The organism is Bacillus sp. MHSD_36, from assembly GCF_030757775.1.
GTDB lineage: Bacteria > Bacillota > Bacilli > Bacillales > Bacillaceae_G > Bacillus_A.
On sequence record NZ_JAVBIS010000001.1, the window covers coordinates 146,218 to 159,521 of the forward strand.

Genomic DNA, 13,304 nt, shown 5'->3' on the forward strand with positions numbered 1-13,304 from the left:
AAGAGCACTGCTCTTATCCTTATTCAGCATCATTAATTTGATACTCGATAGATTCTGAATGATTCAGATCAACGTTAAAGGTAGCAGTCGTAAGGAAAGTGGCAATTCCAAGAATTAAGAAAAGGACGAATGAGACTAGAGAGACGTAGAGACAAATACGCCCTACTTTCTTTTTTTCAAGATCTTTACTAAAGAGTGAAATGATCCATGTAATAATACCGACTGGGTATAAAAGAAAACTAAGAATATATAATGTTGTTTTTTCGAATGAATTCATAAACAATCCCCCCTTTTGTTGTAGGTTTATAACTACGAGAGTAAAAAGATGAATGGGTCCATAAGAAGATAAGCAACACTTCATTTGTTCTTCTAATTATATGATAAAAAGGGAAATATTCCATCTTAATTACGAATATTTAGATTATTTAGACTGTGAATATTTCCAAGCTTGTCCGTATAAGCTAAAATAAGGTATATAGTATTTGAGTGATTAAGTTACAAGAAGATAAACACGTTAGGGTGATATAAAATGTGGCGGAAGCTTACGATTATTGTAGTGTTACTTTGTTTAGCGGGATATGCAGCTTATGAACAGTTTGGTAAAAATGATCAGGCTGTACAAGGAAAGCAAGAAAAAAGTGAAGCTGCTATGAAAGAGATGATTGCAAGTAATGGTATTGAAATAGGGAAGAGTGCGCCAGACTTTACATTAACGAAGTTAGATGGAACGAATGTAAAGTTATCAGATTTAAAAGGAAAGAAAGTGATTGTAAACTTTTGGGCAACGTGGTGTGGGCCTTGCCAGCAAGAAATGCCGGATATGGAAGCTTTCTATAAAGAACATAAAGAGAACGTAGAAATTTTAGCAATAAATTATACGCCTTCAGAAAAAGGTGGGGGAGTAGAAAAGGTAAGCAATTTTGCTAAGGAGAAAGGAATTACTTTTCCTATTTTATTGGACAAGAACATTGATGTGACAACAGCGTATAAAGTCATTACGATCCCAACTTCGTATTTTATAGATACGAAAGGTGTCATTCAAGATAAGTTTATTGGACCGATGACGCAAAAAGAAATGGAGAAACGGATTGCTAAATTAAAATAACGGTAAAAAGGTAGAGGTGGAAAGTTACCATTTCTGCCTTTTCTTTTTCACGTAGTGATAGCAGCATGTTATGATAAAAGAAATATAAACGTTTAGAGGTAAAGGAGTGTTTGGCGTGGGGAATATATCCTTACCGTTAGATTATGTTGTAATTGATTTTGAAACAACAGGATTTAACCCTTATAATGATAAAATTATTCAAGTCGCAGCAGTGAAATATCGTAATCATGAACTAGTAGATCAATTTGTTTCCTATGTGAATCCGGAGCGTTCAATCCCGGACCGAATAACGAGTTTAACAGGTATTACAAATTATCGTGTTTCGGATGCACCGACGATTGAAGAAGTGTTACCATTATTTTTAGCATTTTTACATACAAATGTAATTGTCGCTCATAATGCATCTTTTGATATGCGCTTTTTGAAAAGTAATGTGAATATGCTCGGATTACCAGAACCTCAAAATAAAGTGATTGATACTGTGTTTTTAGCGAAGAAATATATGAAGCACGCGCCTAATCATAAACTTGAAACGTTAAAGAGAATGCTCGGAATTCGTTTAAGTTCTCATAATGCATTTGATGATTGTATTACGTGTGCAGCTGTTTATCAAAAATGTGCCTCTATTGAAGAAGAAACAAACAGAAAATCGGATACGGAAGTACTTGATGAAACAGCAGTATATGAAGCAGTAAAAGAGATACTTGTACGAAATAAACGTGATATCGAATGGGTTCGTTGTATGAATGTAGGAAGCTATTTAGATATAAAAGCTTTTTATCCAGTTATGAGGCTAAAAGTAAAAGGGCGAAAGAAATACATATTAACAGAGATATTAGAAGATGATGTGAAAGAAATATGTACGAGTTTAAAATGTGAACCGGCGTTAAAAAGTGAAGTTGGTAATACGAGAATTATGCTTACTAGCTTAGAGGACGTCCTGAAATTAGAAAGTTATATTTTAGAACAGTATGATTTTGTACTGCAAGCGCTGCATGATTATAAACAAAGTGAAATGAATGCAGATGAAAAGTTAAAAGAGTATTTGGATATTATGGTATAAAAAACTCCGTGTACGTTTTATTGTACACGGAGTTTTTTTATGAGTACTAAAACATGAAATTTTCTTGCAAATCTGATTAAAGAGTTTTTCATTTGCTCATACTATGTATAGTAAGAATGCGAAGGAGAGAGGGTGAACAGCATGAGAAGAAGTCGCCGTAAATCATTTGAAGAGCTTGTGAAAGAAAATAAACAACAATTATTAAGCGATCGCGATGCAATCGATCGTATTGAAGAGCGTATTGAAAAACGTTATGAAATGAAACTTTTTAAGCAAGCTGAATAATTCTTAACACTAGTACGATACTAGTGTTAAGGAGGCGATAGTAATGGGTAATCCGAAAAAGAATTCAAAAGATTTTGCACCGAATCATATTGGAACACAATCAAAAAAGGCTGGTGGCAATAAAGGAAAGCAAATGCAAGACCAAACGGGCAAACAACCGATTGTTGATAACGGTTAAAGAAAAGGAGAATATTACATTCTCCTTTTTTATGTATAAATTTGAGGGAAGATAGGTAATTTAAGATGGTGTGTATATACAATATTAGGAGGGAAGTACATGCCAAATCCAGATAATCGAAGTGACAACGCTGAAAAGTTACAAGAAATGGTACAAAATACAGTTGATAACTTTAATGAAGCAAAAGAAACAGCGGAACTTTCTAATGAAAAAGATCGTGCTGCTATTGAAGCAAAAAATCAAAGACGTTTAGAAAGTATTGACTCATTAAAAAGTGAAATCAAAGATGAGTCTTAACAGAATGTACAAAAAGGGCTGACTTTTGTCAGCCCTTTTTCGTAATTGTAAAGTTTTCAACGAGTAAACGCCAATTTTGTGGAAATGGCAAGCCAATCTTCCAATAACTAATACCGCCAATGCCTTGTTCCTTCATTAAATTGAATTTACTTTGAATAGATCTCGCATCTTCAAACCAAACTTCGTGTTGTACACCGTTTTCGTCAAAGTAATTGAAATGTGGAGCTTGAGCTGTGAAATCATAACGGATAGGAACATTGTATTTACGAGCAAGTGCAACAGCTGCAACAGAGCTAACTGCTTTTGCAGGTGGGTTTCCTGGTTTGAACGGAAGTTTCCAATCGAATCCATATAAATTTTGCCCCATCATAATTTTTTGGGGAGGCATTTGAGATTTTGCGTATTGAAGTACTTCTTTTACAGGACCAATAGGAGAGATTGCCATCGGTGGTCCGCCTTGCCATCCCCAGTCATATGTCATAATGACGACGAAATCAACAATTTGTCCTTGTGCTTTATAATCGTGAGCTTCGAAAAATTTTCCCTTTTGATTAGAACTTGTTTTCGGTACAAGCGTTGTACTTAATGTGTATCCGTTAGGTAAGCGTGTTTTTACATTTCGTAAAAAACGATTATACGCTTCGCGATCTTCGGGTGCAACACTCTCGAAATCAAAATGAATATCTCGCATACCGTACTTCTCAGCAGTTTGCAAAATGTTTGTAATAAATTTGTTTTGGATTGTTGCGTCCCGTAAAATAACTGATGTCAGATCGGCACTGAAATTTCCATTTTCAATATTTGTAATAACGAGCATAGGGATGGTGTTACCCTGTGTTGCAATATTAGCGATTTTAGCTGTTTCAGTTGGTTCTTTTAATGTACCATCTCTTTTTGCCTCAAAACTGAAATAAGCTAAATATGTTAAAAATGGATTAATGGCACGTGTAGCATTAACTAAACTTTCTTTAATGGGTATAGTGGAAGGTTGTAAATAAGCGATGGATTCTACTGCTCGTTTCGTCCCTTTCGGTATATATAATTGCTGCCCAACGTGGAGAATGGATTTTAAAGATAAGTTATTCACTTTAGCTAAGCTAGCAAGAGGAACGTTATATGTTTGAGAGATTCGATATAAGCTATCGCCAGGCTGAACATAATAATTATTCCCTTTCGTATTCACGATCAGCGCCTGACCAACGACGAGTGTTTCAGCTGGATTTAGTCCATTGTCCTTTACTATTTCGTCAGGTGTTGATCCGTATTTTGATGCCAAGCTATATACGCTATCACCGCTACGAACCGTTACAATTTGAATCATATGCTTGCTCCTTTCGGTAAAAGATTCACTGTTTTTATTTTATTTTTGATTCTGCTGTATTATGATTAAATGTATGCAAGGTAGCAGAAGTGAAAGAAGGCGAGTACATATGTTTGTAGCAGAATATGAAGTTGAAATCCGTTATGCGGAAACAGATCAAATGGGTGTTGTTTACCATTCAAACTATTTAGTGTGGCTTGAATTAGGCCGTACGAAACTTATACAAGATTTAGGGTTTTCCTATGTTGAAATGGAGAAAGAGGGCATTATTTCTCCTGTATTAGACTTGCAAATTTCATACCGTAAAGCGATGCGTTATGGTGAAAAAGCAATTGTGAAAACGTGGGTGGACACTGTGAGCCCACTTCGCGTTGTATATGGATATGAAATTTATAATGGTGAAGGTGATCTTTGTATTACTGCAAGTACGACAAATATTTGCGCGAAAAAAGAAGGGTTTAGGCCTGTATCGTTTAAAAAGTTCTATCCTGAATGGTATGCGAAATATGAGGAAATTAAGAAAAAATAAAAAAGCGTGGCATCTGCCACGCTTTTTTATTTTTCATAATTAAATTGCGGGAAATCATCACCGTCGTTAAATGTAACAGATAAATTATGTCCATCGAAGAACCACTCATCATCGCCTTCAATAAAGAAGTTAATACCTTCTTCTTGAGTTTGAACAGCAGGATGTGCAGGATCATCTTTACGAATACCTAAAGAAAGTCCTTTTTGTACAGTACTGCAACCGCCATATTGTACGAAAAGGCGCAGTGTTTCACCCGATTGTAAGTTTAATTCGTTTTTATACCATTGTGCTGCTTCTTTTGTTACGGAAAGATTCATGTATAGTTCCTCCAAATTATGTTGCTTTTTCTTTAGTATAAAAAATAACGCAAAAAGACGCTATTAATATGCTTCACGTTTTCTTTTTGCGTTATGTGGGTTACGATCTTATTTTTGCTTTTTTGAAAAGTTTGCTTTCGGTTCAGTTTTATTTATAATTCGTCCAATATTTGCACGGTGTTTATAAATAACCATACCTGCTAATAAACACATCGCAATAATGAAGATTTTATCCCCGCTAACAATTGATGCGATAACGGCAACGACAGCTGTTACCATAGAAGAAAGTGATACGTATCTTGTTGTAAATAAAAGGCTGAAAAAGACAACAGCTAAAATTGCAAAAACAACTGGTGAGTAGCATAATAGCACGCCAGCAGAAGTTGCAACTGCTTTACCACCACGGAATTTTGCGAAAATCGGATACACATGTCCAAGAACAGCTGCTAATCCGAACCATAGTGGATGAATGTCTAACCCGAAAATAATCGGTAGACTTGTTGCTAATGTACCTTTTAAAATGTCAGCAATTGTAACGATAAAACCTGCTTTTTTCCCTAGTGTGCGGAATGTATTTGTTCCGCCTAGATTACCGCTTCCGTGCTCACGAATGTCAATTCCATAACCAATCTTTCCAACGACTAGTGCAAATGGAATCGAACCAAGTAAGTAGGCAACGATAAATAAAAGATATGTAGTAACCATAAGTTCAGTCTCCTTTATTCAAATGTGTTGATAAAGGGTAAAAAGAGTTTTTCCCGTATATTGTACCATACATTTGTAAAGAGCACATTTCTTTTTTGTAAATGCAAAATTCATTATTTCGTGAAAAAAATTTCACAGGAATGTTACATTTCTCACAGAAACAATCAGACTATATGTAGTAATATTTTAATCAAAAGACAACAACATATTGGTGGAGGGTTATAAATGTTACAAAAAAATACACGTGGAGAAGAATTAATGAGAGTGTTTGAGACAATTGTCCACGGCAATGAACAAGATTTAATGCAAGAAAATGCAAATGTAGATGGCCGCTCTCCGATGGGAGTAATGGGAACGTTCGCATCTGAGAGCGCGAAATATTACGCTGTTGAAAATTTATTGTCAGATCAAGTGAAAAAAGCGATAAATCAAAATATATTATATCCACATGACTTAGACTTTTATGCGACGGGAACGACGACTTGTTCGCAAATTCCGTTAGCGCAAATGCTTGCTAACGGTTTTCATACCGGACATGGACATATGAGACAACCGCAAGACATTAAAAGTGCATTGGCCCTTTCATCTATTATTTTTCAAGCAAATCAAAATATGCAGCACGGTGGTCAATCGTTTGCACTCTTTGATATGGATTTAGCCCCGTATGTGAGAAAAACAGTAGAGAGACATAAAAAGCGATTGCAGTCATATCCGCTTACGGCAGAACAAATAGAAGAATTTGCGTGGAAAGAAACAGAAAATGATACGTATCAGGCTTGTGAAGCTTTCATTCATAATTCAAATAGTATGCATAGTAGAGGCGGAGGACAAGTACCGTTTATTTCTATTAATTATGGGACAGACACAACAAAAGAGGGACGGTTATTAGTTAGACAGCTTTTAAAAGCGACGCAAGCTGGTCTTGGTAAAGGGGAAACACCAATTTTTCCTATTCAAATTTTTAAAATGAAAAAAGGTGTGAACTTTGAAGAAAGTGATCCGAACTATGATTTATTTGAATTAGCGTTAGAGACAACGGCGGAACGATTATTCCCTAATTTTTCATTTTTAGATGCCCCATTTAATGCAGTACATTATGATGGACGACCGGAAAGTGAAGTATGTTACATGGGGTGTCGTACCCGTGTTATGTCTAACGTACATGGAGAAGAAACAGCGATTGGAAGAGGTAATTTATCATTTACGTCTATTAACTTAGTGAAATTAGCGCTCATTAGTGGTTCAAAAGAAGCGTTTTTTGAAGCGTTAAATTATTACTTAGATTTAGGAATTCAGCAATTATTAGAGAGATTTGAGTATCAATGTACGAAGCGGGCAAGAGATTTTCGATTTTTATATTCACAAGGTGTGTGGCGCGGTGGAGAAAAGTTACAGCCTGAAGATTCTGTAGCATCCATTTTAAAGCAAGGGACGTTAAGTCTTGGTTTTATCGGTCTTGCGGAGTGTTTAGTAGCTTTAACAGGAAAGCATCACGGAGAAGATGAAGAATCATGGAAACTCGGGTATGAAATCATTTCCTTTATGAGAGATAGAATGGATAAAGCGACAGACGAACATAAACTGAATTTCTCAGTCATTGCAACTCCTGCAGAAGGGTTATCAGGGAAGTTTGTGAAAAGGGATAGGGAAGAATTTGGCGTGATTAGCGGTATAACGAACCATAATTATTATACGAATTCATTCCATATCCCAGTTTACTATAACATGCAAGCGATAAATAAAATTCGTTTAGAAGGACCTTTCCATGCCTTATGTAACGGGGGACATATTACGTATATTGAACTAGACGGAGCAGCTATGCATAACAAACAAGCGTTAAAACAAATTGTACAAGCGATGGCAGATCATGGCGTTGGGTACGGTTCAATTAATCATCCAGTTGACCGTTGTAAGTGCTGTAGTTACCACGGAGTTATTGGAAATGAATGTCCAAGCTGCGGAAATGAAGATGAGGCCAATATAGAAAGAATTCGCCGTATAACAGGTTATCTTGTAGGAGATATGTCAAAGTGGAATAGTGCAAAACGTAGTGAAGAGATGGATCGGGTGAAACATAAATGAAAGTGATGAATATCATTCATGATAGTGTAGTAGACGGAGAAGGGGTGCGGACAGTCGTGTTTTTTGCGGGCTGTCCGCATCGTTGTTTCGGTTGCCATAATCCGAAATCGTGGAATATTTGTAATGGAACTGAAATGGCAGTAGAAGAAATTGTGAAAGAGATTGCAAGTAATCCATTAACTGATGTAACATTTTCAGGTGGAGATCCATTTTTTCAAGCTACTGAAGTGAAAAAAGTAGCAAAAGCAGTGAAAGATTTGAAAAAAAATCTATGGATGTATACAGGTTATACGTTAGAAGAGATACAGAGTTCTCAAAATAATGATATGATAGAGTTGTTACATTATGGGGATGTTTTAGTCGATGGAAGATTTGAAATCGAGAAAAAAGATTTAACACTTCCATTTCGCGGAAGCTCCAATCAACGTATTATTCGATTGAAAGAGTAAAAAGGCGGGATAGATGATATGAATAAAACAGTATTACTTGTTGAAGATGAAAGAAGATTACGTGAAATTGTTAGTGATTATTTTCGCAATGAAGGCTTTGAAGTAATCGAAGCAGAAGACGGAAAAAAAGCGTTAGAATTATTTGCAGAGCATGAAATTGATTTAATTATGTTAGATATTATGTTACCAGAAATAGATGGATGGTCTGTTTGTAGACGAATTAGAAAAGAATCAGCAGTACCTATCATTATGTTAACGGCACGTTCAGATGAAGATGATACATTACTAGGTTTCGAATTAGGTGCAGATGAGTATGTAACGAAACCTTTCAGCCCGAAAGTGTTAGTAGCTCGCGCGAAGACGTTATTAAAACGTGCGGATGGCGTGGTAGGAGTAGCCGAAGAAAATGCTATGTCTCTAGCTGGAATAGAAGTGAATCGTCTATCTAGAACCGTTTTAGTAGATGGAGAAGAAATTATATTGACACATAAAGAATTTGAACTTCTTGTTTATTTAATGGAGAACAAAGGAATTGTGTTGTCACGTCAACATTTATTAGATCAGTTGTGGGGATATGACTATTACGGTGATGACCGAACGGTTGATACTCATATTAAAAAACTACGAAATAAGCTAGGAGATAAAGCGAAGCATATTGGTACTGTTATTCGAGTTGGTTATAAGTTTGAAGAATAATTGTAACGGATTGTGTACTTTAGCCTAGGGAAATGTCGATTTTATATCCTCTTTGGCAGGTAGAATGTACAAAAAATACATTTCTTGTCTACAATGTTAGATAAGAGTATTTTTTTAATTGGATTTCACGATGAGTTCACAAGAAGGACACAAAACGTGACTATACTGAAAATACGAATTCACCAGAGAGGGGAAGTAAACATGGGATATTACGACGGACCAAATTTAAATGAAGAGCATAGTGAAACGAGAGAAGTGAGAAAATCAGGCAGTAAAAAAGGTTATTTTTTCACAGGTTTAGTCGGAGCTGTAGTTGGGGCTGTCACAATTAGTTTTGCGGCACCATATATGCCATGGGCTCAAAATAATGGAGCGGCTGTATCATCATTCAGTTCGGATTCAAAAGTTGAAGGTACTGTAGTTCCTGTTGTCAATAAAGCAAAAAATGAAACGGATTTACCTGGTATGATTGAAGGTGCGAAAGATGTTGTTGTAGGTGTTATTAATATGCAACAAAGTATTGATCCATTTGCAATGCAACCGACAGGCCAAGAACAGCAAGCTGGTTCAGGATCAGGTGTTATTTATAAAAAAGCAGGAAATAAAGCGTATATTGTAACAAACAACCATGTAGTAGATGGAGCAAATAAACTTGCTGTAAAATTAAGTGATGGTAAAAAAGTAGATGCAAAACTTGTAGGGAAAGATCCTTGGTTAGATTTAGCTGTTGTAGAAATTGATGGATCTAACGTAAATAAAGTTGCCACTTTAGGTGATTCAAGTAAAATCCGTGCGGGTGAAAAAGCAATTGCAATCGGTAATCCACTAGGGTTTGATGGAAGTGTAACGGAAGGTATTATTAGTAGTAAAGAACGTGAAATTCCAGTAGATATCGATGGCGATAAACGCGCGGATTGGAATGCTCAAGTTATTCAAACAGATGCAGCAATTAACCCAGGTAATAGTGGGGGTGCATTATTTAACCAAAATGGTGAAATAATTGGGATTAATTCAAGTAAAATTGCACAACAAGAAGTTGAAGGAATTGGATTTGCTATTCCAATTAATATCGCAAAGCCAGTTATTGAATCACTTGAAAAAGACGGCGTAGTGAAACGTCCAGCTCTTGGAGTAGGTGTCGTTTCATTAGAAGATGTGCAAGCTTATGCAGTAAATCAATTAAAAGTGCCAAAAGAAGTAACAAATGGCGTTGTATTAGGTAAAATTTACCCAATATCACCGGCAGAAAAAGCTGGTTTAGAGCAATATGATATTGTAGTAGCATTAGATAATCAAAAAGTAGAAAACTCACTTCAATTCCGTAAATATTTATATGAAAAGAAAAAAGTAGGTGAGAAAGTAGAAGTTACATTCTATCGTAACGGTCAAAAAATGACGAAAACAGCTACTTTAGCAGATAACTCAGCTACAAAGAATCAATAATCGGAATAAAAGAAAGTCTCTTTCATGTTGAAAGAGACTTTCTTTATCGGCTATACTAAAGGAATAGGAGGGATTAATTATGATGATTGAAAACCCAACTCGTACGGAAATTGGTGAAGTATTAAAGAAAAGCAAAACGATTGCAGTTGTTGGATTATCGGATAAGCCAGAACGTACATCGTATATGGTGTCAAAAGCAATGCAAGATGCTGGGTATCGTATTATTCCAGTAAACCCAACAGTAGATGAAGTGCTTGGAGAAAAAGCAGTTGCTTCACTAAAGGATATTAAAGAACATGTTGACATTGTAAATGTATTTCGTCGCTCAGAGTTTTTAATGGATGTTGCAAAAGAGTTTGTTGAGATTGATGCAGATGTTTTTTGGGCACAATTAGGAGTACAAGATGAAGATACATATAAACTTTTAAAAGAAAAAGACTATACTGTTATTATGGATCGTTGTATAAAAGTAGAACATGCAATGACAAAATAGCATGGATTGTAAAGGTAGAAAGATTGCTTCAGCCCTCGTTATAGATAAGTAGGGCCGATGAACGAGGTGTTCATCATGAGATTTTTTAAAGGCTGTTTTTGGGGATTGTTACTTGTAATCCCGTTTTGGATCTTGATCATTTGGATCATAATAAAGGTTTGGAATGTGTAATCTTGGAATACATATCCATTTCTCGTTGACAAACGATTATTTTTCTGAAATAGTAGCCTAGAGGAATCCTTGTGAAAAAACAAGGATTTTTCTATTGAAAATGGTATATAAAAGAGATAAGATAACTTGCCAAAACTATAGTCGAGGCGTTATTCTATAATAGAAACATATGTTCTGATTTTGGATTAGGAAAGGGGCAAGGAGTTTGGCAAAGCATCAGTTCCAATATAATGAAGATGCGATTCAAGTGTTAGAAGGACTTGAAGCCGTTCGAAAACGCCCGGGTATGTATATCGGGAGCACGGACAGCCGTGGATTGCATCATTTAGTATACGAAATAGTAGATAACTCCGTTGACGAAGCGTTAGCGGGATTTGGCGACGAAATTTCTGTCGTAATACATAAAGATAATAGTATTAGCGTTATAGATAAAGGGCGAGGAATGCCTACGGGAATGCATAAACTTGGGAAACCTACACCTGAAGTTATTTTAACTGTACTTCATGCCGGTGGTAAATTTGGTCAAGGTGGTTACAAAACGAGTGGTGGTTTACACGGTGTTGGGGCATCAGTTGTAAATGCTTTATCAGAATGGTTAGTCGTAACGATTAAGCGTGACGGAAATATTTATGAACAACGTTTTGAAAATGGTGGTGTTCCTGTAACGACGCTTGAGAAAATCGGAAAGACGAAAGAATCTGGTACGACAATGCATTTCAAACCAGATACAACGATTTTCAGCACAACAAATTATAACTATGAAACATTATGTGAAAGATTACGTGAATCTGCATTCTTGTTAAAAGGGATGAAAATCTCAATAAAAGATGAGAGAAATGATTTAGAAGATGTCTTTCATTATGAAACAGGAATTGAAGCTTTCGTTTCATACTTAAACGAAGAAAAAGATTCAATCCATCCGGTTGTATATTTCACTGGTGAACAAAATGGAATTGAAGCAGAGCTAGCATTCCAATTTAACGATGGCTACTCAGAAAATATTTTGTCGTTCGTAAATAATGTACGTACAAAAGATGGTGGAACACATGAAGCTGGATTTAAAACAGCAATGACTCGTGTGTTTAATGAGTATGCTCGTAAAGTTTCACTATTAAAAGAAAAAGATAAAAACTTAGAAGGTACAGATATTCGTGAAGGTGTAGCAGCTATCGTTTCTGTACGTGTACCAGAAGAAGTACTTCAGTTTGAAGGACAAACGAAGGGGAAACTAGGTACAAGTGAAGCGCGCTCTTCAATTGATGCCATTGTATCAGAGCATTTAGCTTACTTTTTAGAAGAAAATCCGGACGTAGCTACACTTCTTGTGAGAAAAGCAATTAAAGCAGCGCAAGCGCGTGAAGCTGCTCGTAAAGCGAGAGAGGAAGCACGTACTGGTAAAAAGAAAAAGAAGTCAGAAGGTACATTAAGTGGTAAGTTAACACCTGCACAGTCACGTAACCCGCAGAAAAATGAACTATATCTAGTAGAGGGTGACTCTGCCGGTGGTTCTGCGAAACAAGGTCGAGACCGACGTTTCCAAGCGGTATTACCGTTACGTGGTAAAGTAATTAATACAGAAAAAGCAAAGCTTGCTGATATATTTAAAAATGAAGAGATTAATACAATCATTTATGCTATCGGTGGCGGCGTAGGAAATGAATTTGATGTGGAAGATATTAATTACGATAAAATTGTAATTATGACCGATGCCGATACAGACGGAGCACATATCCAAGTATTGTTATTAACGTTCTTCTACAGATATATGAAACCACTTATCGAAGCTGGTAAAGTGTTTATCGCACTTCCTCCTTTATACAAAGTAAGTAAAGGAAAAGGTAAGAGTGAAGTAATTGAATATGCTTGGTCAGATGAAGAATTAGATGGTGTAACGAAGAAGGTCGGAAAAGGCTATATGTTACAGCGTTATAAAGGGCTTGGTGAAATGAATGCAGATCAATTATGGGAAACAACGATGAATCCTGAAACGCGTACGTTAATTCGCGTGAAAATTGATGATGCAGCAAGAGCAGAGCGCCGCGTAACAACATTAATGGGCGATAAAGTAGAACCGCGCCGTAAATGGATTGAGCGTAATGTACAGTTTGGTATGCAAGAAGAAGGAAATATTTTAGAAAATGAAATGATTATGGAGACGGAGGTGGAATAA

General features: G+C 36.1%; 16 protein-coding genes. 12 read left to right on the forward strand and 4 right to left on the reverse strand.

Features of this window, described 5'->3' with window-relative positions; genetic code table 11:
• Positions 1-19: 19 nt before the first annotated feature.
• The gene (locus Q9B79_RS00820; RefSeq protein ID WP_098095294.1) at positions 20-277 is read right to left on the reverse strand and encodes a hypothetical protein; all 258 of its coding nucleotides are present in this window, start codon (positions 275-277) and stop codon (positions 20-22) included.
• 252 nt (positions 278-529) lie between these two features.
• On the opposite strand from Q9B79_RS00820, the gene Q9B79_RS00825 reads away from it, so the two are divergent.
• The 5 genes from Q9B79_RS00825 to tlp all read left to right on the forward strand — a co-directional run bounded on the left by Q9B79_RS00825 (position 530) and on the right by tlp (position 2,928).
• Positions 530-1,105 carry a TlpA family protein disulfide reductase gene (locus Q9B79_RS00825; protein ID WP_306182249.1) on the forward strand — a complete coding sequence of 192 codons (576 nt, stop codon included), beginning with the start codon at positions 530-532 and terminating at the stop codon, positions 1,103-1,105.
• A 115-nt stretch (positions 1,106-1,220) separates the two neighbouring features.
• Positions 1,221-2,168 (forward strand): 3'-5' exonuclease, encoded by a 948-nt coding sequence (locus Q9B79_RS00830; protein WP_306182250.1) that lies wholly within the window; start codon positions 1,221-1,223, stop codon positions 2,166-2,168.
• Positions 2,169-2,309: 141 nt separating this feature from the next.
• Positions 2,310-2,453 (forward strand): FbpB family small basic protein, encoded by a 144-nt coding sequence (locus Q9B79_RS00835; protein ID WP_098760071.1) that lies wholly within the window; start codon positions 2,310-2,312, stop codon positions 2,451-2,453.
• Between the two features lie 43 nt (positions 2,454-2,496).
• Positions 2,497-2,631, forward strand: coding sequence for an acid-soluble spore protein SspN (gene sspN, locus Q9B79_RS00840; protein ID WP_000527987.1), 135 nt, complete (start codon positions 2,497-2,499; stop codon positions 2,629-2,631).
• 99 nt (positions 2,632-2,730) lie between these two features.
• Positions 2,731-2,928, forward strand: a complete 198-nt coding sequence (tlp, locus tag Q9B79_RS00845; protein WP_001133511.1) for a small acid-soluble spore protein Tlp — start codon at positions 2,731-2,733, stop codon at positions 2,926-2,928.
• A gap of 28 nt (positions 2,929-2,956) precedes the next feature.
• On the opposite strand, the gene Q9B79_RS00850 is transcribed toward tlp, so the two are convergent.
• Positions 2,957-4,249 carry a glycoside hydrolase family 18 protein gene (locus tag Q9B79_RS00850; protein ID WP_306182252.1) on the reverse strand — a complete coding sequence of 431 codons (1,293 nt, stop codon included), beginning with the start codon at positions 4,247-4,249 and terminating at the stop codon, positions 2,957-2,959.
• Positions 4,250-4,358: 109 nt separating this feature from the next.
• On the opposite strand from Q9B79_RS00850, the gene Q9B79_RS00855 reads away from it, so the two are divergent.
• Positions 4,359-4,778 (forward strand): acyl-CoA thioesterase, encoded by a 420-nt coding sequence (locus tag Q9B79_RS00855; protein WP_306182253.1) that lies wholly within the window; start codon positions 4,359-4,361, stop codon positions 4,776-4,778.
• Between the two features lie 26 nt (positions 4,779-4,804).
• On the opposite strand, the gene Q9B79_RS00860 is transcribed toward Q9B79_RS00855, so the two are convergent.
• Together Q9B79_RS00860 and plsY are read right to left on the reverse strand one after the other, a co-directional pair.
• Complete coding sequence (locus Q9B79_RS00860) at positions 4,805-5,095, reverse strand: HesB/YadR/YfhF family protein (protein WP_001054449.1); 291 nt, start codon at positions 5,093-5,095, stop codon at positions 4,805-4,807.
• 108 nt (positions 5,096-5,203) lie between these two features.
• The gene (gene plsY / locus Q9B79_RS00865; protein WP_306182254.1) at positions 5,204-5,800 is read right to left on the reverse strand and encodes a glycerol-3-phosphate 1-O-acyltransferase PlsY; all 597 of its coding nucleotides are present in this window, start codon (positions 5,798-5,800) and stop codon (positions 5,204-5,206) included.
• A 225-nt stretch (positions 5,801-6,025) separates the two neighbouring features.
• On the opposite strand from plsY, the gene Q9B79_RS00870 reads away from it, so the two are divergent.
• The 6 genes from Q9B79_RS00870 to parE all read left to right on the forward strand — a co-directional run bounded on the left by Q9B79_RS00870 (position 6,026) and on the right by parE (position 13,304).
• On the forward strand, positions 6,026-7,882 hold the full coding sequence (locus Q9B79_RS00870) for an anaerobic ribonucleoside triphosphate reductase (protein WP_306182255.1): 1,857 nt from the start codon (positions 6,026-6,028) through the stop codon (positions 7,880-7,882).
• Positions 7,879-8,331, forward strand: a complete 453-nt coding sequence (gene nrdG, locus Q9B79_RS00875; protein ID WP_306182256.1) for an anaerobic ribonucleoside-triphosphate reductase activating protein — start codon at positions 7,879-7,881, stop codon at positions 8,329-8,331. The genes Q9B79_RS00870 and nrdG overlap by 4 nt, the downstream gene beginning before the upstream one ends.
• 18 nt (positions 8,332-8,349) lie before the next feature.
• On the forward strand, positions 8,350-9,027 hold the full coding sequence (locus Q9B79_RS00880; protein WP_001044683.1) for a response regulator transcription factor: 678 nt from the start codon (positions 8,350-8,352) through the stop codon (positions 9,025-9,027).
• Positions 9,028-9,228: 201 nt separating this feature from the next.
• Positions 9,229-10,470: a S1C family serine protease gene (locus Q9B79_RS00885; protein ID WP_098671291.1), complete on the forward strand. Its 1,242-nt coding sequence runs from the start codon at positions 9,229-9,231 to the stop codon at positions 10,468-10,470.
• Between the two features lie 79 nt (positions 10,471-10,549).
• Positions 10,550-10,963 carry a CoA-binding protein gene (locus Q9B79_RS00890; protein WP_098671290.1) on the forward strand — a complete coding sequence of 138 codons (414 nt, stop codon included), beginning with the start codon at positions 10,550-10,552 and terminating at the stop codon, positions 10,961-10,963.
• Between the two features lie 376 nt (positions 10,964-11,339).
• On the forward strand, positions 11,340-13,304 hold the full coding sequence (parE, locus tag Q9B79_RS00895) for a DNA topoisomerase IV subunit B (protein ID WP_048527581.1): 1,965 nt from the start codon (positions 11,340-11,342) through the stop codon (positions 13,302-13,304).

Coding starts and splice junctions, on each gene's coding strand:
- Q9B79_RS00820 (WP_098095294.1), bottom strand. CDS start 277: ATGAATTCATTCGAAAAAACAACATTATATATTCTTAGTTTTCTTTTA.
- Q9B79_RS00825 (WP_306182249.1), top strand. CDS start 530: ATGTGGCGGAAGCTTACGATTATTGTAGTGTTACTTTGTTTAGCGGGA.
- Q9B79_RS00835 (WP_098760071.1), top strand. CDS start 2,310: ATGAGAAGAAGTCGCCGTAAATCATTTGAAGAGCTTGTGAAAGAAAAT.
- sspN (WP_000527987.1), top strand. CDS start 2,497: ATGGGTAATCCGAAAAAGAATTCAAAAGATTTTGCACCGAATCATATT.
- tlp (WP_001133511.1), top strand. CDS start 2,731: ATGCCAAATCCAGATAATCGAAGTGACAACGCTGAAAAGTTACAAGAA.
- Q9B79_RS00850 (WP_306182252.1), bottom strand. CDS start 4,249: ATGATTCAAATTGTAACGGTTCGTAGCGGTGATAGCGTATATAGCTTG.
- Q9B79_RS00855 (WP_306182253.1), top strand. CDS start 4,359: ATGTTTGTAGCAGAATATGAAGTTGAAATCCGTTATGCGGAAACAGAT.
- Q9B79_RS00860 (WP_001054449.1), bottom strand. CDS start 5,095: ATGAATCTTTCCGTAACAAAAGAAGCAGCACAATGGTATAAAAACGAA.
- plsY (WP_306182254.1), bottom strand. CDS start 5,800: ATGGTTACTACATATCTTTTATTTATCGTTGCCTACTTACTTGGTTCG.
- Q9B79_RS00870 (WP_306182255.1), top strand. CDS start 6,026: ATGTTACAAAAAAATACACGTGGAGAAGAATTAATGAGAGTGTTTGAG.
- nrdG (WP_306182256.1), top strand. CDS start 7,879: ATGAAAGTGATGAATATCATTCATGATAGTGTAGTAGACGGAGAAGGG.
- Q9B79_RS00880 (WP_001044683.1), top strand. CDS start 8,350: ATGAATAAAACAGTATTACTTGTTGAAGATGAAAGAAGATTACGTGAA.
- Q9B79_RS00885 (WP_098671291.1), top strand. CDS start 9,229: ATGGGATATTACGACGGACCAAATTTAAATGAAGAGCATAGTGAAACG.
- Q9B79_RS00890 (WP_098671290.1), top strand. CDS start 10,550: ATGATGATTGAAAACCCAACTCGTACGGAAATTGGTGAAGTATTAAAG.